The following is a 25568-nucleotide window of genomic DNA, read 5'->3' on the forward strand; positions in this document are numbered from 1 at the left end:
AAAAGCAACAAAGGAAAGGTGAGAACAAATGGCAGAAATGAATCAAGAGGTACTTGATTTAGTAAAACAAGAATTAACCGCTTTTACCCAAAAACAAATCAGTACGGTGTTGCAGTTATTGCAAGAAGGAAATACCGTCCCCTTTATTGCCCGCTACCGTAAAGAAATGACGAATGGACTTGACGAAGTTCAGATTCGAGAAATTGAAGAGCGATACCAGTACTTAGAAAACTTAGAGAAACGCAAGCAAGAGGTTTTGCGTTTGATAGAAGAACAAGAAAAGCTAACGCCTGAACTATCACATGCGATTTTAGCTGCGACAAAAATGCAGGCCGTCGAAGACCTGTATCGTCCTTATAAACAAAAACGACGCACCAAAGCGACGATCGCCAAAGAGAACGGCTTGGAACCATTTGCTCAGTGGCTGTTAAGCTTCCCAAAAGCAGGGGACGTTCAAGAAAAAGCGGCCGAATTTATCAGTGATGCTGTTCCTACTGTAGAAGATGCCTTAGCAGGCGCGCACGAGATCATTGCAGAAGGCGTTGGTGATACTGCAGAGTTTCGTAGTTGGATCCGCAGCTATTACACAAACAAAGGACTGTATCAAAGCACGGTCAAAAATGCTGAAAAAGATGAAAAAGGCGTTTATGAAATGTATTACGATTTCCGGCATCCTATCAATAAGATGGTATCCCACCGAATTTTAGCCACTAATCGTGGGGAACAAGAAGACATCTTGAAGGTCGCCCTTGTGGCAGATGAAGAAAAAATCATGGATTACCTACGCCGCAAATTGATCACGAATAGGGATTCACCCGCAGCCAGTTTTGTTGAAGCTGCAGCTGCTGATGCGCTGAAACGGTTTATTTCACCAGCCATCGAACGAGAGATCCGCAATGAATTGACAGAAAAAGCTGACGAACAAGCAATTGCGATTTTTGGAGAAAATCTTCGCAATCTGTTGCTGCAGCCGCCATTGAAGGGCAAAGTCGTTTTAGGTTTTGATCCCGCGTATCGTACAGGCTGTAAACTAGCCGTCATCGATGAGACTGGAAAAGTACTAGCGATCGAAGTGATCTATCCTCATAAACCAGCCCCTATGAATAAGCGAGAAGCGGCCGGACCAGCGTTTCGTCGCTTATTGCAAACCTATAAAGTCGAGATGGTCGCAATCGGTAATGGGACTGCGAGTCGGGAATCAGAGCAATTCGTCGCTGAACAATTAAAATTGATCGATCAAGAAGTATATTATGTGATCGTGAATGAGGCAGGCGCTTCTGTTTATTCTGCCAGTCCGATCGCTCGTCAAGAATTCCCTGATCTGCAAGTGGAAGAACGCAGCGCCATCAGTATTGGTCGCCGTCTGCAAGATCCCTTGGCAGAATTAGTCAAAATTGATCCGCAATCCGTGGGCGTCGGACAATACCAGCATGACGTTTCGCAAAAACGCCTCGCTGAACAATTGGATTTTGTTGTTGAAACTGTTGTCAACCAAGTTGGCGTTGACGTCAATACCGCAAGTGCGGCACTCTTGCAGCATGTAGCTGGATTAAATAAAACCACTGCTCAAAATATCGTGACTTATCGAGAAGAAAATGGCGTATTCACGCAACGAAATCAACTGAAAAAAGTCCCTCGCTTAGGACCAAAAGCTTATGAACAGGCGATCGGCTTTATGCGGATACCTGGCGGAAAAGTCATTTTGGACAATACCGGGATCCATCCAGAAAGTTATGACACTGCCAAAGAAATTTTGGCGATCGCGGGTATTTCTTTAGCGGAGCTAGGGAAAGAGCAAATGGAAGAAAATAAAGCGAAACTTGCCCAACTACGCCCAGCAGAGCTTTCCGCAAAATTGTCAGTCGGCAAAGAAACCATCACGGATATCCTAAAGGCGTTAATGCAGCCTGGACGCGATATGCGTGATGAAATGCCAGCCCCATTATTGCGTAAAGATGTGTTGAGTATGGAGGATCTAAAACCGGGAATGGAACTGAAGGGAACGGTTCGAAATGTGATCGACTTTGGTGCTTTCGTCGATATCGGTGTCAAACAAGATGGACTGGTGCATTTGTCGAAGCTGAGCCGTTCGTTTGTAAAGCATCCGAAAGACGTTGTTTCCGTCGGTGATGTCGTAACCGTTTGGATCGAGCAAGTAGATGTCAAAAAAGGCCGTATCAGTTTAACCATGGTCGATCCGGGAAATGCAAAATGACCCAACAAGAACTGCAGCATTTGGTGGAAGAGCTGTCGCTGTCTGTTTTCAACAAACCATTCACGCATCGAGCGGTGTTTAATTCTCGCTTAAAAACAACCGGTGGCCGCTACCATCTAAGTGATCACCACTTGGATTTCAATCCAACCATGCTCACAGAACACGGGATGGAGGTTTTTATCGGCATTATCAAGCATGAATTGTGTCACTATCATTTGCACTTAGCAGGTCTTGGTCACCGTCACCAAGATCCTGCTTTTAAAGCATTGCTGGCAAGAACGGGAGGCTTGCGTTATGCACCTCCTGCCAAAAGGACAGCCAAACATCGCTATCGATGCCAAAATTGCGGCTGCGAGATTCGGCGGCAGCGACGGGTGGATATCAAAAAATATGTTTGTGGAAAATGTCGTGGACGTTTGCTAGAAATAGGAAATGATGAGAAAAGTCAAGTCGAAAAATAAAACTCGTTGCTATTTTTTTCATTTTGTATGATAATGTAGGTCGTGTGACAACCTGATATTTGTCAATACACGCGTTTTTTTACGACGCGGATTTGAGAAAAGAGGATTATAATAATGGAAAATCAAAACAAAATACATCATTTTGTTGGAATCAAAGGTTCCGGTATGAGTTCATTGGCTTTGATTCTGCACGAAAAAGGCTACCAAGTACAAGGCTCTGATGTGGAAGAATATTTCTTCACTCAACGTGATCTAGAAAAAGCAGCGATCAAATTGTTGCCTTTCGATAAAGCAAACATTCAACCAGAAATGGTCATTATCCAAGGGAATGCTTTCCCTGACACCCACGAAGAAATCGTACGGGCAAAAGAACTTGGTTTAGAAGTTACTCGTTATCATGACTTTATTGGCCAATTCATTCAGCCCTATACGAGCATTGCGGTGACCGGTTCTCACGGGAAAACCAGTACGACAGGATTGCTTTCTCATGTCTTAAGCGGCATCCGTCCAACAAGTTTCTTGATTGGCGATGGGACTGGTCATGGGGAACCTGATGCGGAATTCTTTTCATTTGAAGCCTGTGAATACCGTCGTCATTTCTTAGCGTATTCACCGGATTATGCAATCATGACCAACATCGATTTTGATCACCCAGACTACTTCCACTCGATCGAGGATGTCTTCTCAGCCTTTCAATCGATGGCAAGTCAAGTGAAAAAAGGCATCTTTGCTTTTGGTGATGATGAATACTTGCGTAAACTTGAAGCCGATGTCCCAATCTACTATTACGGCGTCAACGATAACGACGATGTCCAAGCAAAAAATATTGAACGCACCACCCAAGGTTCAGAGTTCGACGTCTTTATCCATGGTGAAAATATTGGCCATTTTGTCTTGCCAGCGTTTGGTCAGCACAACATCAACAACGCATTAAGTGTGATCGCTGTGGCTTACAAAGAAGGATTGGATATGAAAGAAGTTGCTGCTGAGATGATTTCATTTCCTGGAGTGAAACGCCGCTTTAGCGAAAAAATCGTGGCGGATATGACGATCGTGGACGACTACGCCCACCATCCTGCAGAAATCAAAGCAACGATCGATGGCGCTCGTCAAAAATATCCAGAGAAAGAAATTATTGCTGTCTTCCAGCCACATACCTTTACCCGCACGATCGCTTTGATGGATGAATTTGCGGAAGCATTGGATCTTGCAGACCATGTCTATCTATGTGACATTTTTGGATCTGCTCGTGAATCACGAGGAGATGTTAAAATTGAAGATCTAGGCAAGAAAATCCAAAAAGGCGGAACTGTGATCAAAGAAGAGAACGTATCTCCGCTATTGGATCATCAAAATGCTGTCGTGATTTTCATGGGAGCAGGCGATGTGCAAAAATTTGAGACAGCCTATGAAAAACTATTAAGCAATACAACTCGTAACGTATTGTGATCAAAGACTCTTGTGGCGTGTTTGCTGCAAGAGTTTTTTACATCTGAAGTTTTTGCAAAAGCAGCACCGCGAACTTGCACTTTTGTCGGCATCTGATAGAATATACTCAGATGAAACTATTCTTTTTGGAGGAATTAAATTTTGAATATAGGGAAACCGCGAAAAATAGGAAAAAGTATTGAAGATATCGAGGAAGGCGATTCGTTATCCTTAACAGAATCGATCGAAGACAATCAACTGTTGTTATATTTAGGGCTGACTAATGATGCCAATCCTTTGTATATACAACATGACTACACGCAAAAAACTGAGTACCAGCGTCCCATCGTACCATCCATTATGTTGATGGGGATCATCACCAGTGCCGTATCGAAACATTTGCCTGGTCCTGGCTCTCATGTAGTCAATTTTTCGGTAAACTTTATTGAACCTGTATATCATTATGAAACGTTGACCTTTGAATTCGAAGTGATCAAAGTGGATAAAATGAAAGACGTGGTAACTATTTCGGTTGAAGCGATCAACACAGAAGATCATCGTATTTTAGATGCTGTGGTCATGGTCCAGCCACCAAAAGCAGTAGCAGAAAATGAGGAGGAACAACAAGATGAATAATTTAAATAATGAAACCGTCCAAGCCCAAGGCTTAAATCGCTTTTATTCAAAAGTGTATTTATTCTTCGGCGTTGGGCTTGCGATCAGTGCGATCTCAGCCTATATATTTGGGGAAGTCTTTCAAGCGCAAACCCTACAATTTATCAGCAACTTTCCGCTAGGATTTACTGGTCTTTGGATCTTACAGATCATTCTAGTTATTGTATTAGGGGTGAAGGCGCAGAAAAATCCGTCCTTGACCGTTGCTGGCTTTTTAGTCTATTCGCTCTTGAATGGATTGACCTTGTCTGTGACACTGATGATCTATGACTTTGGATCGATCGTGGGAGCATTTGTTTCAGCAGCTGTCACTTTTGGTGTCATGTCAGCATTTGGGATCATGACCAAACGTGATCTAAGTGTAGTTGGTCGTATCAGCTATGGTCTGTTGCTCGGGATCATCATCTCGACGCTCTTGAATGTATTTATTTTACGCAGTCAACCGGTTGACTTTTTCTTATCGATCGTGACCGTCTTTGTCTTTATGGGGATCACCGCTTATGACAATCAGCAAATCCGCAATGTATACTTCGCAACGAATGGTGGCGCAAATACAGGAGTGGCCGTTTTCATGGCATTACAACTGTATTTGGACTTTATCAACTTATTCCTTGCGTTATTGCGAATCTTTGGAAAAAACAACTAAAAAAAGTGCGAGGAAACTCGCCTTTTTTTTTGTATAAAATGAGAGAGAAAACAAAGCAATTCATCGCTTTTGTGCCCGTTCTTTGATAGAATAAAGAGGAACTTTTTGAGAAAAGGAGTAATCAAATGCCAAAAAATAAATTACTACTCGTTGATGGAAATAGTGTGGCTTTTCGCGCGTTTTTTGCGTTGCATAATTCATTAGAACGGTTTAAAAATGCCAATGGGCTGCACACAAATGCCATCTATGCGTTTCATACTATGTTTGAAAATGTGATGGCAAAAGAACAGCCAACACATGTTTTAGTGGCTTTTGATGCTGGAAAAACCACCTTCAGGACAGCGATGTATGAAGACTATAAAGGCGGACGTTCAAAAACCCCTGGGGAATTTAAAGAACAAATGCCTTACATTCGCGAATTGATCAACGCGTTAGGTGTTCAATATTACGAATTAGATAATTACGAAGCCGATGATATTATTGGTACATTGGCGAATAAAGTCGACAAGGAGCTATTTGATGTCGTCGTTTTATCTGGCGATCGCGATTTGACCCAGCTGGCAACGGAGCACGTGAAAGTTGACATTACGGTCAAAGGAGTTAGCGAGATTGAAAGTTATACACCCGCTCATGTGGCTGAAAAATATGACGGCCTAACGCCCTTACAAATCATCGACATGAAAGGACTAGCTGGTGATGCTTCCGATAATATTCCTGGTGTCACCAAAATTGGTGAGAAGACAGCCATCAAGCTATTGAAGGAATATGGCTCCGTTGAGGGGATCTATGAACACATCGATGAAATGAAAAAAAGCAAGATGAAAGAAAACTTGATCAATGACCGTGAGATCGCCTTTCTTTCAAAACAGTTAGCAACCATCGATGTGGATGCGCCCATTGAGGTCGATGTCGACAAACTGAAATATGAAGGCAAAGACTTAGAGAAATTGGTGCCATTCTACCAAGAAATGAACTTTAATAGCTTCTTAGAGAAGTTGCAGATTACAGCTGAACCAGTTGAGATGGAAGACATTTTATTTTCGGTCGTTGAAGAAGTTACAGAAGATATGTTCCAAGGAGACACAGCATTGTATGTCGAGATGATGGGGGATAACTATCATTTGGAAGACATCGTCGGTGTTGCTTGGGGCAATCAAGAAAAAATTTATGTCAGCAATCGTGAAGAATTGTTTGAAAGTCCAGTCTTTACCAATTGGTTAAAAGACGAGGAACGTAAAAAATTCGTCTATGATGCCAAACGCACGTATGTGGCATTAAACCGATACACGACAGCACCAAAAGGAATCGCTTTTGATGTTTTATTGGCAGCTTATCTTTTAGACACGAATGATACGAATAATGACATCGCAGGTGTTGCCGCTCACTATGGCTATGATGCGATCCAATCGGATGAAGCGATTTATGGAAAAGGTGCGAAAAAAGGTCTGCCAGCGGATGAGGAAGACTTCTTTGCTCATTTAGCCCGTAAAGTAGCAGCGATTACGAACCTAACACCAAAGCTTACGGAAGAATTGGCAGCGAAGAATCAAACAGCGCTATTTGAAGAAATGGAATTGCCTTTATCAATGATTTTAGCTGATATGGAGATTACTGGAATCAAAGTTGATGCGTCTCGCTTGCATCAGATGAAGGGCGAATTTGCGCAACGGTTGCATGAAATTGAAGAAAAAATCTACGCCGAAGCTGGTGAAACCTTCAACTTAAACTCACCGAAACAACTGGGTGTGATCTTATTTGAAAAAATGGGCTTACCAGTCATCAAAAAAACCAAGACTGGCTATTCGACAGCCGTCGATGTGTTAGAACAACTAAAAGAGCAAGCACCGATCGTTGAAGACATTTTGACTTATCGTCAAATCGCTAAGATCCAGTCAACCTATGTAGAAGGCTTATTAAAAGTGATCCAAGGGGATGGCAAAGTCCATACACGATATGTACAAACCTTGACCCAAACTGGTCGTTTAAGTTCTGTCGATCCGAACCTGCAAAACATTCCGATTCGTTTAGAAGAAGGTCGAAAGATCCGTGAAGCCTTTGTGCCGCGAGAAGCTGATTGGGTGATCTATTCTTCTGACTACTCTCAAATCGAATTACGAGTGTTGGCACATATCTCAGATGATACCCATTTGAAAGAAGCCTTTATCGAAGGTCAAGATATCCACTCAAGCACAGCGATGCGAGTCTTTGGTATCGAAAAAGCAGAAGATGTGACACCAAATATGCGTCGTCAAGCCAAAGCGGTCAACTTTGGTATCGTTTATGGTATTTCCGATTATGGCTTATCCCAGAATCTAGGGATCACCAGAAAAGCCGCCCAACAATACATTGATACGTATTTTGAAAAATATCCTGGTGTGAAAACGTATATGGAGGATGTGGTTCGTGAGGCGAAGGACAAAGGGTACGTTGAAACCTTGTATCATCGCCGTCGTTACCTACCTGATATCAATTCGCGCAATTTTAATATTCGGACTTTTGCTGAAAGAACCGCCATCAATACACCGATCCAAGGCAGTGCGGCGGATATCTTAAAGATTGCCATGATCGATTTGGCGAAACGTTTGAAAGAAGAAAAATTAGCAGCAACGATGCTGCTGCAAGTACACGATGAACTAGTCTTTGAAGTACCTGAATCTGAATTGCCTCGTCTTGACGCTTTAGTGAAAGAAGTGATGGAGCAAGCCGTTGCATTGCATGTCCCTTTACTGACAGACAGCAATTGGGGCAAAACATGGTACGATGCAAAATAAATGAGGTGAACAGAGGTGCCTGAATTACCAGAAGTTGAAACGGTCCGCAAAGGACTTGAAAAACTTGTTTTAAATAAAACGATCGAATCGGTCGAGATCCTTTGGCCGCGAATCATCGAAAGTCCTGAAGTGCCGATCTTTTCGGCACTGTTGAAAGGGCAACGGTTTGAAAAATTTGAACGACGTGGAAAATTTTTGATTTTTAAATTGACAGATTATGATCTGATCTCTCATCTACGAATGGAAGGTAAGTACGAGTATTTTGAGTCAGACCCGATTGTCGATAAACATACACATGTCATTTTCCATTTTACGGATGGCAGTCAGTTAAATTACCATGATGTAAGAAAATTTGGTCGTATGACTTTAGTGGATAAAGACCAAAGCGCAGCCTATAAAGGCATCATGCAATTAGGTCCTGAGCCTAAGCCTGAATTGTTTTTATTAGAAGCATTTGAGCAAGGATTGAAGCGGTCTAAAAAAGCCATCAAACCCCTTTTGTTAGATCAAAAACTTGTGACTGGTTTGGGCAATATTTATGTAGATGAGGCGCTATGGCAAGCGGAGATCCATCCTGAACAACCAGCAGATTCGCTCACCCCAGCAGAAGCCAACGTGTTGCATCAAGCGATCATCGATGTCTTGGAACGCGCCGTTGAAGCAGGGGGGACAACCATTCGGACCTATCTCAATGCATTGGGCGAAGCAGGGAAATTCCAAATGTCATTAAATGTCTATGGCCAGACGGGCAATCCTTGCGGGCGATGCGGGACACCAATCGTCAAGACCAAGGTTGCCCAACGGGGGACGCACTTTTGTCCTCAGTGCCAAAAATTGCATGTGAGGTCCAGCAAATGAGTTTTGTCTTAGGGGTCACTGGCGGGATCGCCACTGGGAAAAGTACCGCAGTCGCGCATTTTCGCTCACTGGGCTTACCGATTATTGATGCCGATATCATCGCCAGAGAAGTCGTTGAACCGAATACGGAGGGCTTGCAGGCGGTGACACAAGCCTTTGGTCCGCAGATTTTGACCGATGACGGGCACCTGGATCGGCAAACCCTCGGTGCCCTGATATTTAATGACCCAGAAAAACGTCGCTTGCTGAATCAGACGCTGTCGCCATTTATTCGACAAGAGATTTTGTCTCAGATCGAAGAAAAAAGGCAGCAGGTGCCCTTGTTGATCGTTGACATTCCTTTGCTTTATGAAGCCGACTACGACCAATACATGGATCAAACCGCAGTCGTCTATGTGCCAGAAGCGCTTCAAAAAGAGCGGTTGATGGCACGTAATCAACTGAGTGAGCAAGAAGCGCAACAACGAATCGACAGTCAGCTTTCAATTGAGAAAAAGAAACAACGAGCCGATATTGTCTTTGATAATCAAGGAACGATCGCTCAACTCAATCAGCAGATCGATGAATGGTTAACATCCTTAAACAAATAGATAAGACAGCAGGTTCCCTTCAGTAAAAGGGAACCTGCTATTTGTCTTTCAATAGCAAACCTAGCCCTATCATTTCCAAAAACAACTGGCGCTGAAACATGTCGGAAACTGTTTGGTTTGGAAAGTAAGACGATCGTGTATGAATGGTTAAATATCAAAGTACCAGCCCTGATTTATTTTGGGGTCACGATCACACGATTGTTGGAAAAGGGGTGAAGAACGATCGGCTGATCATAAAAAGAGGTGAGAACCTCCTCAGTAAAAATCGTCTCTCGTTGACCAGCGGCGTGGACTTCGCCGTTTTTTAACATCAACAAATGAGTGAAAATCGGTAGTAGCTCTTCTGTATGATGGGTAACGTAAAGAAGAGTCGGCGTATTCGGCAGCTGTGAAAAAGCCTCCAGACGGGTTAGCAGTTCTTCTCGCGCAAATAGATCAAGGCCCGTACAAGGTTCGTCCAAAATGAGGATCTTTGGTTGTGCCATCATGGACCGTGCGATCATGACAAATTGTTTTTCCCCTTGCGAAAGGACGTGATAGGATCGATGGATCAAATGCGACAAACCTAAGTCAGTCAAAAGCGCTTTTGCTTGGATCAGCTGCTCTTCTTCATAGGACTCATAAAGACCAATACTGGAATAAAGTCCGGAAAGAACGATCTCTTCGGCGAGATCGCGACCATAAAACTTGCTTTGCAGCGCTGAACTGACCCAACCAATGCGCCGTTGAAGATCGGGCACAGATGTTTTTCCGTAACGCTCACCCAAGACCGTTCGTTGACCAGAAGAAGGCCATAAACTTCCCGTGATCATTTGGAGTAATAAACTTTTGCCAGCACCATTCAGACCTAAAATCGCCCAATGCTCATTTTTTTTCACTTGCCAATTGATCGCTTTTAATAAATAGTTCTTGTCGCGAACGAAAGAAACCTGTTGGAAATCGAGGATTGTCATCTATTGTCGAACCTTAAACAGGTTCTTCACCTCCAGTTGTATGAATATTCAGAAAATAATCGCTCATATTATAGCATAAAGAAAAATATTTTGCTGGCTGTTTGGTATCGCATTCATATCTTTTGTCAGAAACCAGAATGCTTGTTATGATGAAACTATACAGGAGGGATGATAACTATGGGTACTTTTAAAGATGAAAAAGATGTGATCGTTGGCAAAGCCAAAGAAAAAATCGGTGAGTGGACCAACAATGAAGAACTTGCCCACTCTGGAAAAGAACAAGCACAAGAAGGTCAAATCAAGAAAGAGCACGATCAAAAACGAGTCAATGAACTAGATGATCAAAATGATGAGCGTGATGCCCGCAATGATCGAACCACCCCTGAAAATGTCAGCAGCGAAGAACTATTGCGAGCTGAAAATCCCGATGCAAATAAAATTTCTTCGAATGATCGACGGGATGCAGACCAGCTGAAGCATTACACAGGAATTGAAGATAAATTATAAACGACCATGGATGTCTTCGTCTGCTAGACGAGGCATTTTTTGTTAATGAGACCAAAGAGAGGTTGAAAGACAACCACCTGCACAGTTGACAATTTCTCAACCTCTCATTATAATCCATTAAGATCGCATGGAAAGCAGCAAAGAAATTGGGAGGTGGTCATCAAATGCTTATTTATGCATTGTGTACGACTGTCAAGAAAGTAGAACAGCCGCAATAGGAAACGGAAAATTAGAAAGAAGGCTTTTTTATGATCGAACCTTATCAATTTCATTCAATTAAACATCAAGTATACCAATTAGTACGAACGTATCAATCGGTCAATGATCCTCGAACGATCAAAACGGTTGAAACGATGACAAAAGACGCCATAGAACAATTTTTTCCTGAAGAAGAAACAGCACCACGAGAAATTTTAGCTGCTTTCTTTCAACCGGGGATGACGATCAGTCGCAGCAATGAGCTGTTAACAGAGCTCAAAGAGTACGTCCGACCCTTTCAGGTACCGACAACAAAACAAATTGAAAAAATGTTTCGGAAAGTAAAAAAACTGAAAATACCTGATTTTGCTTCCGTTGATTTAAAAGAGACCACCTATCTTTCTTGGGATGATATCGGTAGTCAAAGCAAGTTTATGATCATTGCCACTGAAGAAGGGTTTACAGGACTTCACGGTCATGTCTCAACCGAGGTCAAGAAAGGAATCTGTCCCTTGTGTCAGCATGAAGGGAATGTCTCGATGTTTCTTTCTTTGACAAAAAGCAATGGCGATGGAACGTATACCAAACGGGGGAACTATATTTGCCGGGATAGCCAACGGTGCAATCAGCAGATGGAACAGCCAGCAAATTTGCATGACTTTGTTTCTTTGCTGCAAATGAAAGATAAATAACGAAATGAAACGGCAGAAAAATTTCTGCCGTTTTTTCAAATTCAAAAAAACAGTAGTTATAACATTATTTAAATTTTGTAATAAATGAACAGAATAAACCACTTTGGCTATTGTACCAACGGATTTCATGTTATAATTAATCATAGAAACCGATGACTTTACGTAAATACGTAAGCGCATAAGAGAGAAAATGAGGTGGAACTATGCAATGTCCAAAATGTCATCATAACAATTCTAGGGTAGTTGATAGTCGACAAGCCGATGATGGACGTGTGATTCGCCGCCGTCGTGAATGCGAAAATTGCGGCTATCGCTTTACAACATTTGAACGTATCGAAGAGGCACCCCTACTTGTCATTAAGAAAAATGGTGCCCGTGAAGAATTCAATCGCGAAAAAATCCTACGGGGCTTGATTCGTTCTGCTGAAAAACGTCCAGTGACAATGGATCAGATGGAAACGATCGTCGATCATGTGGAAAGTCGTGTTCGTGCTCTTGGTGAAAATGAAATTTCTACAACACAGATTGGTGAGTATGTGATGGAAGATTTAGTTGATTTAGACGAGATCGCTTATATCCGTTTTGCCAGTGTCTATCGCCAGTTTAAAGACATGTCAGTTTTCTTAAAAGAACTACAAGACATCGTCGAAAAAGCGAAAGAACCACAAGAATAGAGGGGGACAACAAGTGGGCAATAGTTTACCGAATCAATCGTACAAAGTGTTCAAAAGCCGTCCACTTACAACGGAAGGGAAAGACGCCCTCATTTATTTGTATCAACCAATTATTGAAAGTGATGCTTTAGCGTTGTATTTGACACTCGCAAGCGATGTCCAAGCCCAAAGCTTTTCTGGCGAGGAGTCGATGACGACCGTGCATCTAGATATCTTGAATGCCATGAATGCGGGAATGCCTCGCTTCATAAAAGCCAAGCAAAACTTAGAGGGCATCGGCTTGCTAAAGTCTTATGAGAAAGCAGATGCTCAAAACGGAAGCTCGTATCTGTATTGGTTGCAAGAACCGGTCCATCCAGCAGCGTTTTTTCAAGATGAATTGTATGCTTATCTGTTGTTGGAAAGAGTCGGAGAGCGTAAATTTGATCAGCTGGTCAAGCTGTATCAACCAAAGCAGTGTTCCTTGACCGATTATCAGGAAGTGACCCAATCCTTCTCAGCCGCCTATGGGTTAAATACCGCACGTTTTGCTTCTCATGAAGAAACGTTACAGGCAGTCAGTGATTCTTTTCAGGAAACCAATGCGAACTTGGTGCTTGACGAAAACCAGTTGGATTGGGACTTTCTTTTATATGAAGCGCAGCGTCGGTATATCCGTGCTGCTAATTTCACGCCAAGTTTTCGACAAAAGTTAGTTCTATACCATTCTTTATATGGCTATGATGTGTTGGAATTGTTGGATTTGATGGCGGACAATGTTTCTTTGACAACAGGCGAGGTCGACCAGAAGAAGCTGGAACAAGCCATCATGAAGAAATCACGACAAACATTTACGAAAACATCAAAAAGAGAAGATCCCCAAGCGGAAAGTCAGTTGCGCCGCTTCAATACCTTAAAACAGAATGGTTTTTCAGAAAATGATGTCTTATTGATTCAAGAAAGTGAGAACAATGCACCGATCGCTTTTCTCAAGGCGATCAAAGCGGAGAAAAACAGTTTTATGACCGATTCAGAACAATGGCTGATCAAGAGCCTTGTCGAACGGTCACCATTGCCAAATAGTGTGATCAATGTTCTGGTTCATTATGTCTTGGTGGTCCAAAACAATGCCGCTTTGTCAGGGAATTATGTGAACAATATCGCTGCCCAGTGGTCAGAATTAAAAATTGGTACGGCAGAAGATGCCATCAAACATGTTCGGAGCCTTGTTCGAAGTGCCAAGGAAAAACGCAGCCGACCACAAACTAGCGGCAAAAAAATCATTCGCGAAGAAAAGTTGCCTTCTTGGGCTGAAAAACCAGTGGAAGAGACAGCCTTAACGCCAGAGCGACAAGCAGAATTAGATAAAAAACTGCAAAACTACTTGCATAAGAAAGCTGGTGACAAGTAATGGAAGATGTAGGGAAAAACTTAGGGAAATTATTGGATAAACGCAATTACCGTGATCAGTTTTCAGCAATGATGGCAGAGGTTTTACAAGATCCTGATGTCAAAGCGTTTATTGCCGAAAATGAAGAGGTATTGACCGAAGCAGATATTCAAAAAAGCTATGCGAAACTGTATGAGTTCGTCCAAGAAAAGCGGAAATTCCGCATCAATGATCCATCCATGATCGCACCGGGCTATGAGCCGCGCTTAGCGTTAAATTTTCATTTTATTGACGTCACCTATGTACCAACGAAAGAACTACTGGCATATCAGAAACAAGAAGAAATTCGCAGCCGCATCAAAGCGATGGATATGCCTAAAGATATACAAGAAGCAAGTTTTGCAGATTATCAGCAAACGCCTGGCCGAATGGAGGCCATCGCAGCTGCCGTTGATTTTATTAGTGAGTTGACAGCCAATCCACAGGAGTTTCATAAAGGACTATACTTTGTGGGGAGTTTTGGGATCGGAAAAACCTATCTGCTTGGCGCGATCGCCAGAGATTTAGCGGAGGCAGGCTACACGACGACATTGGTTCACTTCCCGACATTTGCAGTAGAGATGAAACAAGCAATCGGCAAAGATCAGGTGGGGGATAAGCTGAACGCAGTGAAAAAAGCCCCAATCTTAATGATGGACGATATCGGTGCGGATGCGATGAGCAGTTGGATTCGTGATGAAGTCTTCGGTGTGATTCTACAATACCGAATGCAAGAGCAACTCCCGACGTTCTTCACCTCGAATTTTACCATGCATGAGTTGGAGCAGCATCTTTCAGTAACGCAACGCGGCGAATCCGAACCATTGAAAGCCAAACGTATTATGGAACGTATTCGTTACTTGACACAAGAGATCCAAATGACGGGCAAAAATCGACGAAATGATGCCTAAAAAAACCATTACTGGAGGAAGAAGATGATGAAAAAACAAGTGATTCTAGGCTTGTCCTTAGCAGCAGTGTTGCTGTTAACGGCTTGTGGCAGTCCCGAAAACAACAATGCATCAAGTGGCGATAACACGCCTTCTGAATCAAGTGAGAATGCTAGTTCCGTTGCCAATAGTTCTTCAGAGAGCGAAACAGCGACGGTTTTTACTGGTATTATCCAAGAAGATGCCCGAGCAGGTTCGGATGATACCTTTCAATTATTTTTGAAAGACGTAGCGGCAGTTGAAGATGAGGATCAAGTCGTCCAAAGTTTTCAAAATGATGGGGTCATTCTCCATGTCCCTGTCGAGGCCTATTCAGGAGAGATCGAGGAGTTAGCTGAAGGAGACAAGGTCCAAGTGTCGCTGCAAGGCGTCCCGATCATGACGATGTCGATCCCACCGCAAATTCCCGGTAACTCGATTCAAAAGGTTGAATTAGTGAACGATTAATGCAATGTGCGCCTTGGCAATGGCACCACAGTCAAGACGCACATTTTTTTCTATTTATGGAAAGCGTGTTATACTACGAAAGAAGGAGTGACAATATGAACGAACATGCATTATCGGATCGTTTGGCTTGCGTGGGCGAACAAATTCCCGACCAAGCACGTATCGCCGACATCGGCTCCGACCATGCTTATTTACCTGTGGCATTAATGCTGCAGAACAAAATCACTTATGCTGTAGCTGGAGAAGTCGTTCAAGGACCTTATGATTCTGCCAGTAAACAAGTACGTAAAAACGGGCTAACAGAGAAGATCGTGGTGCGCTTAGCAGACGGATTGGACGCTATTCAGCCAGCAGATAAGATCGACACGGTTGTTGTTGCTGGAATGGGGGGAACTTTGATTCGCTCGATTTTAGAAGAAGGCAGCAGAAAAAATCGCTTAGCGGGGGTCAAACATTTGGTCTTACAACCGAATGTTGGCGAAAGGACCTTGCGGGAATGGCTCGTTGATCACAATTTTACGATCACTCATGAAGTGCTGTTAGAAGAAAATGACAAAAATTATGAAATCATCGTTGCGGAAACTGGAAAAGCGACGTACACGACCCAGCAATTATTTTTTGGTCCCTTTTTATTAAAAGAAAAAAATCCAGTTTTTTATAAAAAATGGCAGCATGAATTGAAGCAGCGTCAACGAGTGGTCAAAGAGTTAGAGAAAGCCAAAGAACCACCTGCTGAGAAAATGAATGAATTGAAAGAACAAATCGAATGGATCAAGGAGGTACTGGCATGATTTCTGGTCAAGAATTTATCAAACGCTTTGAAGCATACTGCCCGTTATGGTTGGCAGAAGAAGGCGATCCTGTTGGTCTGCATGTTGGTACATTAAACAAACCCCTCGAGCGAGTCATGATGACCCTTGATGTACGTCCAGAAGTGGTAACCGAAGCCATCGAGAAAAAGATCGACTTGATCATCGCGAAACATCCACCGATCTTTCGCCCTTTGAACCGCTTGCTGACCGATGATCCGCAACAAAAGATGTTGATGGATCTCGTCAAGCATGATATCGCCGTTTACGCCGCCCACACCAATATGGATATTATTGAAGACGGTTTGAACGATTGGTTTTGTGAACTGCTAGAAGTTGAACCAGATACGTACTTGAAGCAAACCCATCAAGTAAAAATGAAGAAACTAGCTGTATTTACACCTGTTGAATCGGCACCAGCATTGCGAAAGGCATTAGGAAAAGCTGGTGCTGGTCAGCAAGGCAATTACCAAAACACCAGCTATTCATTGATTGGTACCGGTCGCTTTACACCACAACAAGCGGCGCATCCAGCCATCGGTGAGATTGGGAAAGAAGAACAGGTGCAAGAAGCGAAAATCGAAGTCATTTTTCCAGAAACGATCGAGAAAAAGGTCCTTGCGGCAATGATCGCTGCTCATCCTTACGAAGAGCCAGCTTATGATCTGTATGCCTTAGACAATTTGCCGAAGACCTATGGAATCGGACGGGTTGGCAACCTCGCTGAGCCTCTTTCCATTGATCAGTTTGTCGCACGTGTCAAAGAGCGGTTTGGTTTGACTGCTTTACGGGTTGTCAGTTTTCCTAATGCACCTGAAAAAATTCAGCGAATCGCCATTTGTGGCGGCAGTGGTCAATCGTTTTATTCCGATGCCTTACGCCATCAAGCGGATGTGTACATCACTGGCGATATCAGTTACCATTTCGCCCATGACATGCAAGCCAATGGGTTGATCGCGATCGATCCAGGGCACAACATCGAAAAGGAATGTATTCCTCGGTTTATTGAGAAATTCAATCAGTGGAAAGCAGAAGAGAACTGGGCTGTGACCTTTGTTCCTTCCACCACTTCAACAAATCCATTTGACTATAGATAGGAGAATCTTTTATGTACGAAAATTTATTGCCTCGCTTTTTAAAATATGTCAAAACAGAAACTCGCTCAGATGCGACAAGCACCACAACACCTTCCACCCAAACACAAGTCGCGTTTGCTAAAGAACTGCAAAAAGAACTTGAAGAACTAGGGTTAAGCGATGTTCATTACAATGAATCCAATGGTTTCGTGATCGCAACATTACCAAGTAACGTCGATCATGACGTGCGCTCCATCGGTTTTATCGCCCATATGGATACCGCCGATTTTAATGCAGAAAATGTTGATCCGCAGATCATCGAAAATTACGATGGCGAATCGACCATTAAATTAGATAAAGAAGGAAAATACACATTAAACACAAAAGATTTTCCGAATTTAAAAAATTATGCTGGTGAAACCTTGATCACTACTGATGGTACCACTTTATTAGGTTCTGATGATAAGTCAGGTATTGCAGAAATCATGACAGCCATGGAAATTTTACTGAAAAACCCAACGATCAAGCATGGGGAAATCAAAGTCGCATTTGGACCTGATGAAGAAATTGGTGTTGGTGCCGATAAATTCGATGTTGAAGATTTCAATGTTGATTTTGCCTATACAATGGATGGCGGTCCAGTAGGAGAATTGCAATACGAAACCTTCAATGCGGCGCAAGCTGAAATTACGATCCAAGGAAAGAATGTCCACCCTGGAACTGCTAAAGACACCATGATCAACGCCTTGCAACTAGCAGTCGATTTTCAAAATGCGCTACCTGCTGATGAAGTTCCTGAGAAAACCGAAGGGACAGAAGGGTTCTTCCATTTGATGAGCCTTAGTGGTTCAGTAGAAGAAGCGAAAATGGCATACATTATTCGAGATCATGACCGGAGTCGTTTCGAAGAAAGAAAAGCACAATTATTAGCGGTTCAAGAAAGCTTGAATGCCCGCTTTGATGAACCACGAGTGCACGTACATCTATATGATCAATACTACAACATGAAAGAAATCATCGAAAAAGATATGAGCATCATTGATTTAGCGAAAGATGCGATGAAAGCAGTTGGAATCACACCGATGACAGAACCTGTCCGTGGTGGTACGGATGGCTCGAAAATCTCCTATCTAGGGATTCCAACCCCGAATATCTTTGCTGGTGGAGAAAATATGCATGGACGTTATGAGTTCGTCTCACTACAATCAATGATGAAAGCGACCGATGTGATCGTGAAAATCGCCGAACTGAATGCGCAAGCATAGCAGCAGCTTCTTCATTGAAAGAAAAGAATAACTTTAGGGCTGGGAACTCTTCACGCAGGTCTTGCGTAAGGCCCGGCCTTTTATTAGGATGTGAATAGGATGAAAATTCTCGTATTATACAACGATACAGCGGGGAAAAGTGAAGCAAAAGAAACAGCAGAAAAATTCCAAGCCTATGTGAACGAACAAGGCGATGAGCATCAAGCGTTCTTGCAGGCCTCAAATCCAGACGTGGATCCAAAAGACGTTCGAGAGGCTGCCAAAAAACACGCAGTCGATACGATTGTGATCATCGGCGGAGATGGCACGATCCATCATGGGCTGCAAACCTTCAAAGAAAAGCTGGATGAGCTGAAGATCGGGATCATTCCTGGAGGAACGGTAAATAACTTCGCTCGAATGTTGGGTATACCAGTCAAGCCAGAAGAAGCGTTTGAGAATATTTTAACAGGGGTTGAACGTCCGATCGATTATGGGATGGTCAATGATCAAGTAATGATCTCGACGATGACCATTGGTCTTTTAGCAGATACTGCAGCAGCAACTTCCCAAGAAGAAAAACAACAGTACGGTCCGTTGACGTTTATGAAACGGTTCATTCATCTGTTGATCAAAAAGAAACAATACAAATTGGAAATCATTGCTGACGAACGGAAATGGCAGGGGAAAAGTCAATTACTGACGATCGTTATGTCGAATTCAGCAGGTGGGTTTAAGATTTTTGATGAAGAAGCAAAACCTGACGATGGCTTGTTCCATGTTATTCTTTTGCCAAAATTGAACATTTTACGGTTTATTTTGTATTTGCCAAGAATTATTCGGGGTAGAATTGCCAAAGTACCAAGTGTTGAATACTTCACTGCCGCAAAGGTCTCGATCAAAGCGAAAGAAAAAACGGTTCATACTCGGACCGACGGCGATCCAACGGATGATCTGCCAATCGAGATGAAAGTCATCAAGCACGGGTTGACGATGTTGGTACCTGAAGAAGCACAAGAATCAAAATAATGGTCCCTACGATCAATCATATGGAGGAAATGGATGGATGCACTGATTTACAATCCATTGTGGTTTTATTTAATTGCAGTCAATCTTTATCTTTTCTGTCTGATGGGTTATGATAAATATCAGGCAGTAAAACAAGGTTGGCGGGTTCCCGAAGCAAATCTCCTTTTTATGGGGGCGATTGGCGGCGGATTAGGCGGTTTGATCGCGCAACGCGTGTTTCGCCATAAAACAAGAAAGAAGAAGTTTTATTTCTTGTTTGCTTTCGGCACCGTTTTTGCTATCCTGCTGATGGTCTTTTTTGCATAAATTCGGTTTAACAAGCAAGGAGTTAATATGAAAACTAAAGTGAAGTTCGCCCTTAATTTACTTTTACTAGTAGGCATTCTGGGTGTGATGTATTTTTTTGTCCGTAACTCGATGATGGAAATTTTAGCGGGGCTAAGAGAGACCAGCTTTCTCGTCGTCTTACTGGTTATGGGGCTTGGCACATTGTACCTAGTGATTGAAGGACGAACAGTTAAAGAGATCGCAGTGACTTTTCAACCGGAATTCACCACCAAGGCGGGGTTTCTAACCGTCTGTTACAGTGGGTTTTATCGGATCGTGACGTTTGGCGCGGGCACCTTGATCTCAGAGGTGAATTTTTATCGTAAAAATGGTTTGCAGTTGTCACAAGGGGTTGGGGTCACCACCTTACACATGGTGATGTATAAGTTTGCCATATTGACTTATGCGATCGCTGGGTTGATCATTCAATTCTCGTTATTCTATGACAATGCGCCGAATATGATTTGGGTGATATTGGCGGGGATCGTACTCGTCTTTTTGATCATTGCCGCTTTATTGGCACTTTCTGTCAGTATCAACATTCAAGTCTTTTTTGTGATCGTCAGTAATAAGCTGTTCAAAAGTGCGACATTAAGAGGAATCGTTGACAAATGCAACACCCAGATCTATTCTTTGCGAGAAACGGTCAATGCAATCATTACCGACCGGACCGCTTTTTTACGCATCTATCTTTGGAATCTTTTGAAGATGCTGCCTTGGTACGTGATCCCTTATGTGATTCTTGTCGTGCAGCACCCAGAGATCGATTTCTTGTTGACGTTATCCTTCATCAGCTTTGCCGTCGTCTTGTCCGGGGTGATTCCAACACCGGCAGGGATCGGTTCCTTTGAATTTATTTATATGCTGCTTTTTGGTCCATTAGTCGGCACAGTCGATGCAGCATCTTCTATGCTGCTGTATCGCTTAGCGACATTCATTTGGCCCTTCATTATTGGCTTTGCATATGTAATGAAAGAAAAGCGCAAAGACATTAGCCAAGAGCTGACAGAGCTTAGAAAAGAAAAAGTGGAAAGTTAAAAAAACGCTTATCTTCGAGTAGAGGATAAGCGTTTTTTTTAGTCTTTCAAATCAATGATCCGATCAACAAAGGATTCATAGAATTCAGCTTCATGGGAAACGATCAGAACGGTTCCGGGAAAAGCTGCCAGGGTTTCTTCCAAATTGTTTTTCGTGTCTTGATCGATATGGTTGGTCGGTTCATCAAGAATCAAAAAGTTGCTTTTGATCAGCATCATTTCAGCTAACTTCACTTTTGTCTGCTCGCCACCACTTAATAATTTCAATTCCTCTTGAGCAAGCTGGCTAGGTAATCCCGCACGAGAAAGTTGTCGTCGCAATTCTTTGTTGGTTGCCTTTGGGAAAAGATCCTCGAGGTATTGCAGAGGCGTCTGTAATGGATACTCCCAGTCAAGATCTTGAGAAAAGTAATTAAACTTTGTATGCTGTGGGTAAGAAACGGTTCCTTCAATTGCAGGGATCACACCAAGTATTGTTTTGATCAACGTCGATTTACCGATCCCATTAAATCCCCGAATCGCAATTTTTTCGCCATAGCGGATCGTTAGGTTGATTGGCGATAGTAAAGGCTTTTGGTCATAACCGATCACTAGATTGGTCGTCTCTAATGCCAAGGTCGTAACGATCGGTGCCAAATCAAATCCTAGATGCGGTTTAGGGACATCTTGGGGTGGGGTCAAACGTTCGATTTTTGCCAATTGTTTTTCACGACTCTTTGCCATTGTTGAACGAGAACCAGCTTTGTATTTACGGATATAGCTTTCGGTTTTCTTGATATGCTCTTGTTGTGCTTCGTATTGCTTCATATAACTTTCATTTTGCAGCGTTTTTAGCTTTAATGCTTTGTCTAAATTCCCCGTATACTTAGAAAGCTTGCCAAATTCGATATCAATGATATGGGTCGTGATTTCATTCAAGAATTGACGATCATGAGAAACGACTAAGTAGGTACCAGTAAAGTCCTGTAAAAACTCAACCAGCCATTTGATATGCTCATCATCTAAGTGGTTGGTCGGTTCATCTAAAATCAGCATGTCGGGTTTTTCTAGCAACATTTTTGCTAAGATCAATTTTGAGCGTTGACCACCACTTAAGGAAGCAAGGGGGGTATCCATGCCGAGAACCGAAATACCTAATCCTTCTGCTAAATCATCGATCAATGTATCCATTTGGTAGAAATTTCCTTGATCCAATTGATTTTGCAATTCGCCGGCTTTTTCTAAAAGCTTATCGTCAAGACTTTCGCCATAAGCAGTATAAAGATCTGCGATCTGTTGTTCTTTTTCGAAGTCTTCTGCAAAGGCAGAGCGCAAAAAATCACGGATCGATTGCGTTTCATCAACATTGACATATTGATCCAAATAGCCCATTTTCAAATTTTTCGGAAATTGAACAAAGCCATCGTCTGGGAGAATTTCTCCTGTAATGATTTTGATTAAAGTACTTTTGCCAGCGCCGTTCCGTCCAATCAACCCGACTTTTTCCCCACGGTTGATTTGAACGGAAACATCTTCGTAAAGCAATTTGTCGCCAAATTGTTGGCTAATATTCGTTAATGTTAACATCGTTTCCTCCATATAAAAAAGCTGTAAACAGTAGACGTTACAGCTAAGTAGATAATCTTACTGAATAACTATCGCCAAAGAGCGATCAAAAGGATCAGGAAAATCGATTGTTCCTGACCAATCAGGACCTAGCATACCATTGCGGCTTCCAATCTGTCAATTTTCATGAAAGAATACTGAAAAAAATCTTGATCTTCGAGGGAAATCTTTTGACCATTACTGACCAATATTGTATAATAGAAGAGTAGAAAAAAGGATGCTGCTTGCAGTGTACTAATTTTTCTGACTACCATTTTGGGAGGGAAAAGTATGAACCCAGAAAAAATGACGACTACATTACAGAGTGCCATCGCGGAAGCACAGCAGATTGCCATGACGCGTCACCACCAAGAAATCGATATTCCGCATTTATGGAAGATTTTATTGCAAGCCAATCAATTCGGCCGCAATTTTTATACGGATACAGGCCTTGATGTCGATGCATTTGAAAAGGAAGTCGACCAGCTACTAGATGAACTGCCTTCGGTTGAAGGAGGAAATGTTCGTTATGGTCAATCCATGAGTCAAAATCTGTTTCATCTTTTGTCTGAGGCAGATCAATTAAAAAATGAATTTCAAGACGAGTATCTTTCCACAGAAATCGTCCTTTATGCGTTGATGAAATTGAAAAATCATCCATTGACGGTGTATTTAAAGAAACAAGGAATCACCGCTAAAGAAATCAAGCAAACGATCGAAACATTAAGAGGAGGGGATCGTGTGACCTCACAAAATCAAGAAGAACAATACAAAGCATTAGAAAAATACGGCGTTGACTTGGTCCAACAAGTCCGCAGCGGAAAAATGGACCCCATTATCGGACGAGACGAAGAAATTCGCGACGTGATTCGCATCCTTTCTCGGAAAACAAAAAACAATCCCGTTTTGATTGGTGAACCGGGGGTTGGTAAAACAGCCATTGTTGAAGGATTGGCTCAACGGATCGTGCGAAAAGACGTCCCAGAAAACCTAAAAGACAAAACGATCTTTTCTCTGGATATGGGTGCCTTGATCGCAGGTGCCAAGTTCCGAGGTGAATTTGAAGAGCGTTTGAAAGCCGTCTTACAAGAAGTGAAAAAAGCCGATGGACGGATCATTCTCTTTATTGATGAGATCCACAATATTGTAGGTGCTGGTAAGACGGAAGGCAGCATGGATGCTGGAAACTTACTAAAACCAATGCTGGCGCGGGGAGAATTGCATACGATTGGCGCAACGACCCTTGATGAATACCGTCAATACATGGAAAAGGACAAAGCCTTGGAACGTCGTTTCCAAAAAGTGCTGGTACAGGAACCAACCGTTCAAGATACGATTTCGATTTTACGTGGCTTGAAAGAACGGTTCGAGATCCATCATGGCGTCAACATCCATGACAATGCGCTTGTTGCTGCTGCAACCTTATCTGATCGGTATATCACGGACCGCTTTTTACCAGACAAAGCCATCGATTTGATCGACGAAGCAAGTGCCACGATTCGGGTGGAAATGAATTCGATGCCTACCGAGCTCGATCAGGTCACTCGACGTTTGATGCAACTGGAGATCGAGGAAGCCGCACTGAAAAAAGAATCTGATGATGCATCGAAAAAACGTTTAGGCATTTTACAAGAAGAATTGGCGGAATTGCGTGAAGAAGTCAATACCATGAAAATGCAGTGGGAAACGGAAAAAGAAGAAGTCAATGCAGTTTCCAATAAACGGGCAGAGATCGATAAAGCCAAGCATGAGTTGGAAGATGCTGAAAATAACTATGATTTGGAACGGGCAGCTGTTCTTCGTCATGGGACGATTCCCCAACTGGAAAAAGAACTCGCTGAATTGGAAGAAAAAAACCAAGACGAAGGCATTCGGATGGTTCAAGAGTCAGTGACAGAAAATGAGATCGCCTTAGTCGTGGGCCGTTTGACAGGAATCCCTGTTGCGAAATTAGTGGAGGGCGAACGAGAAAAACTGTTGAAATTAAACGAGACCTTGCATCAACGAGTGATCGGACAAGACGAGGCAGTCGATGCCGTCAGTGACGCAGTCATTCGTTCCCGAGCTGGTCTGCAAGATCCAAATCGACCATTAGGTTCCTTCTTGTTCTTAGGACCGACCGGCGTCGGTAAGACCGAATTAGCGAAAGCGTTAGCGGTCAACCTCTTTGACTCTGAAGAGCATATGGTTCGGATCGATATGAGCGAATATATGGAAAAACATTCGGTGTCTCGTTTGGTCGGTGCCCCTCCAGGCTATGTTGGATTTGAAGAAGGCGGACAATTGACCGAAGCCGTTCGACGCAATCCATACACGATCGTCTTATTGGATGAGATCGAAAAAGCCCATCCAGATGTCTTCAATATCTTATTGCAAGTGCTTGATGATGGCCGTTTGACAGACTCAAAAGGACGCGTCGTTGATTTCAAAAATACCGTCTTGATCATGACTAGCAACATCGGCTCTCAAGTCTTGCTAGATGGCGTGACTGCAGAAGGGACGATCCCAGAAACTGTCGCAGAAACTGTCCGTAATCTCTTGAGAGGCCATTTCAAACCAGAATTCTTAAATCGGATCGACGATACGATTTTATTCACACCGCTTAGTCTAAGCGATGTGACAGGCATCGTCGACAAGATCATCGCACAGCTTTCACAACGACTGGAAGTCCAAGATATACTGTTGACGATCACTGAAGAAGCCAAACGCTGGATCGCTGAAAATGCTTATGAGCCAGCGTATGGTGCGCGACCTCTCCGTCGGTTTATCACAAGAGAAGTCGAAACCCCATTGGCAAAAGAAATCGTTGCTGGCAGAGTCTTACCAAAGACCCAAGTCACGATCGAATTATTGAACGATCAGCTGGTTTTTGAAAATACGCCAATGACCGAGTAATAAAAAGAGAACAAATGAATAAATACAAAACGATGGTTGCCATTTCATTGGCAGCCATCGTTTTTTTGTCTCTCAACATAAGACAAAAAAGTTC

General features: G+C 42.8%; 23 protein-coding genes. 21 read left to right on the forward strand and 2 right to left on the reverse strand.

What is annotated here, in order from left to right; translation table 11 throughout:
- Positions 1-28 precede the first annotated feature (28 nt).
- The 8 genes from Q1X33_RS06750 to coaE all read left to right on the forward strand — a co-directional run bounded on the left by Q1X33_RS06750 (position 29) and on the right by coaE (position 9644).
- Positions 29-2215 (forward strand): Tex family protein, encoded by a 2187-nt coding sequence (locus tag Q1X33_RS06750; protein ID WP_005225993.1) that lies wholly within the window; start codon positions 29-31, stop codon positions 2213-2215.
- A complete protein-coding gene (locus Q1X33_RS06755) occupies positions 2212-2676 on the forward strand; it encodes a SprT family protein (RefSeq protein WP_005225994.1) in 465 nt (154 codons plus the stop codon). Before Q1X33_RS06750 ends, Q1X33_RS06755 begins: the two co-directional genes overlap by 4 nt.
- A 114-nt stretch (positions 2677-2790) precedes the next feature.
- Positions 2791-4125, forward strand: a complete 1335-nt coding sequence (gene murC / locus Q1X33_RS06760; RefSeq protein WP_005225995.1) for a UDP-N-acetylmuramate--L-alanine ligase — start codon at positions 2791-2793, stop codon at positions 4123-4125.
- Between the two features lie 141 nt (positions 4126-4266).
- On the forward strand, positions 4267-4740 hold the full coding sequence (locus Q1X33_RS06765; protein WP_005225996.1) for a MaoC/PaaZ C-terminal domain-containing protein: 474 nt from the start codon (positions 4267-4269) through the stop codon (positions 4738-4740).
- On the forward strand, positions 4733-5425 hold the full coding sequence (locus Q1X33_RS06770; protein WP_301969596.1) for a Bax inhibitor-1/YccA family protein: 693 nt from the start codon (positions 4733-4735) through the stop codon (positions 5423-5425). The genes Q1X33_RS06765 and Q1X33_RS06770 overlap by 8 nt, the downstream gene beginning before the upstream one ends.
- A 125-nt stretch (positions 5426-5550) precedes the next feature.
- The gene (polA, locus tag Q1X33_RS06775) at positions 5551-8196 is read left to right on the forward strand and encodes a DNA polymerase I (protein ID WP_005225998.1); all 2646 of its coding nucleotides are present in this window, start codon (positions 5551-5553) and stop codon (positions 8194-8196) included.
- Positions 8197-8211: 15 nt separating this feature from the next.
- Positions 8212-9054, forward strand: coding sequence for a DNA-formamidopyrimidine glycosylase (mutM, locus tag Q1X33_RS06780; protein WP_005225999.1), 843 nt, complete (start codon positions 8212-8214; stop codon positions 9052-9054).
- Positions 9051-9644: a dephospho-CoA kinase gene (gene coaE / locus Q1X33_RS06785; protein WP_005226000.1), complete on the forward strand. Its 594-nt coding sequence runs from the start codon at positions 9051-9053 to the stop codon at positions 9642-9644. The genes mutM and coaE overlap by 4 nt, the downstream gene beginning before the upstream one ends.
- 173 nt (positions 9645-9817) lie before the next feature.
- Here the strand turns inward: coaE and Q1X33_RS06790 are convergent, their stop codons facing one another.
- Positions 9818-10597: an ABC transporter ATP-binding protein gene (locus Q1X33_RS06790; RefSeq protein WP_005226001.1), complete on the reverse strand. Its 780-nt coding sequence runs from the start codon at positions 10595-10597 to the stop codon at positions 9818-9820.
- Positions 10598-10765: 168 nt separating this feature from the next.
- On the opposite strand from Q1X33_RS06790, the gene Q1X33_RS06795 reads away from it, so the two are divergent.
- The 12 genes from Q1X33_RS06795 (at position 10766) to Q1X33_RS06850 (ending at position 20996) form a co-directional block, all read left to right on the forward strand.
- Positions 10766-11104 carry a hypothetical protein gene (locus Q1X33_RS06795; RefSeq protein WP_016609515.1) on the forward strand — a complete coding sequence of 113 codons (339 nt, stop codon included), beginning with the start codon at positions 10766-10768 and terminating at the stop codon, positions 11102-11104.
- Between the two features lie 248 nt (positions 11105-11352).
- On the forward strand, positions 11353-11994 hold the full coding sequence (locus tag Q1X33_RS06800; RefSeq protein ID WP_005226003.1) for a FusB/FusC family EF-G-binding protein: 642 nt from the start codon (positions 11353-11355) through the stop codon (positions 11992-11994).
- 203 nt (positions 11995-12197) lie between these two features.
- Positions 12198-12668: a transcriptional regulator NrdR gene (gene nrdR, locus Q1X33_RS06805; RefSeq protein ID WP_005226004.1), complete on the forward strand. Its 471-nt coding sequence runs from the start codon at positions 12198-12200 to the stop codon at positions 12666-12668.
- A 13-nt stretch (positions 12669-12681) separates the two neighbouring features.
- Positions 12682-14058, forward strand: a complete 1377-nt coding sequence (locus Q1X33_RS06810) for a replication initiation and membrane attachment family protein (protein WP_005226005.1) — start codon at positions 12682-12684, stop codon at positions 14056-14058.
- Positions 14058-14987: a primosomal protein DnaI gene (gene dnaI, locus Q1X33_RS06815; RefSeq protein ID WP_005226006.1), complete on the forward strand. Its 930-nt coding sequence runs from the start codon at positions 14058-14060 to the stop codon at positions 14985-14987. The genes Q1X33_RS06810 and dnaI overlap by 1 nt, the downstream gene beginning before the upstream one ends.
- A gap of 24 nt (positions 14988-15011) precedes the next feature.
- Positions 15012-15473 carry a hypothetical protein gene (locus tag Q1X33_RS06820; RefSeq protein ID WP_005226007.1) on the forward strand — a complete coding sequence of 154 codons (462 nt, stop codon included), beginning with the start codon at positions 15012-15014 and terminating at the stop codon, positions 15471-15473.
- A gap of 95 nt (positions 15474-15568) precedes the next feature.
- On the forward strand, positions 15569-16264 hold the full coding sequence (locus Q1X33_RS06825) for a tRNA (adenine(22)-N(1))-methyltransferase TrmK (RefSeq protein ID WP_005226008.1): 696 nt from the start codon (positions 15569-15571) through the stop codon (positions 16262-16264).
- Positions 16261-17379: a Nif3-like dinuclear metal center hexameric protein gene (locus tag Q1X33_RS06830; protein ID WP_005226009.1), complete on the forward strand. Its 1119-nt coding sequence runs from the start codon at positions 16261-16263 to the stop codon at positions 17377-17379. The genes Q1X33_RS06825 and Q1X33_RS06830 overlap by 4 nt, the downstream gene beginning before the upstream one ends.
- An 11-nt stretch (positions 17380-17390) precedes the next feature.
- Positions 17391-18623: a peptidase T gene (gene pepT, locus Q1X33_RS06835; RefSeq protein ID WP_005226010.1), complete on the forward strand. Its 1233-nt coding sequence runs from the start codon at positions 17391-17393 to the stop codon at positions 18621-18623.
- A 99-nt stretch (positions 18624-18722) separates the two neighbouring features.
- Complete coding sequence (locus Q1X33_RS06840; protein WP_301969597.1) at positions 18723-19631, forward strand: diacylglycerol kinase family protein; 909 nt, start codon at positions 18723-18725, stop codon at positions 19629-19631.
- Positions 19632-19664: 33 nt separating this feature from the next.
- Positions 19665-19937 (forward strand): DUF1294 domain-containing protein, encoded by a 273-nt coding sequence (locus tag Q1X33_RS06845; protein WP_005226012.1) that lies wholly within the window; start codon positions 19665-19667, stop codon positions 19935-19937.
- Positions 19938-19964: 27 nt separating this feature from the next.
- Positions 19965-20996 (forward strand): lysylphosphatidylglycerol synthase transmembrane domain-containing protein, encoded by a 1032-nt coding sequence (locus tag Q1X33_RS06850; RefSeq protein ID WP_005231344.1) that lies wholly within the window; start codon positions 19965-19967, stop codon positions 20994-20996.
- Between the two features lie 38 nt (positions 20997-21034).
- Here the strand turns inward: Q1X33_RS06850 and Q1X33_RS06855 are convergent, their stop codons facing one another.
- On the reverse strand, positions 21035-22561 hold the full coding sequence (locus Q1X33_RS06855; RefSeq protein ID WP_010748209.1) for an ABC-F family ATP-binding cassette domain-containing protein: 1527 nt from the start codon (positions 22559-22561) through the stop codon (positions 21035-21037).
- 309 nt (positions 22562-22870) lie between these two features.
- On the opposite strand from Q1X33_RS06855, the gene clpB reads away from it, so the two are divergent.
- Positions 22871-25474 (forward strand): ATP-dependent chaperone ClpB, encoded by a 2604-nt coding sequence (clpB, locus tag Q1X33_RS06860; RefSeq protein WP_005226015.1) that lies wholly within the window; start codon positions 22871-22873, stop codon positions 25472-25474.
- Positions 25475-25568: the final 94 nt, after the last annotated feature.

Origin of the sequence: Enterococcus sp. B2E4, from assembly GCF_030499455.1 — a bacterium.
Lineage (GTDB): Bacteria > Bacillota > Bacilli > Lactobacillales > Enterococcaceae > Enterococcus_D > Enterococcus_D casseliflavus.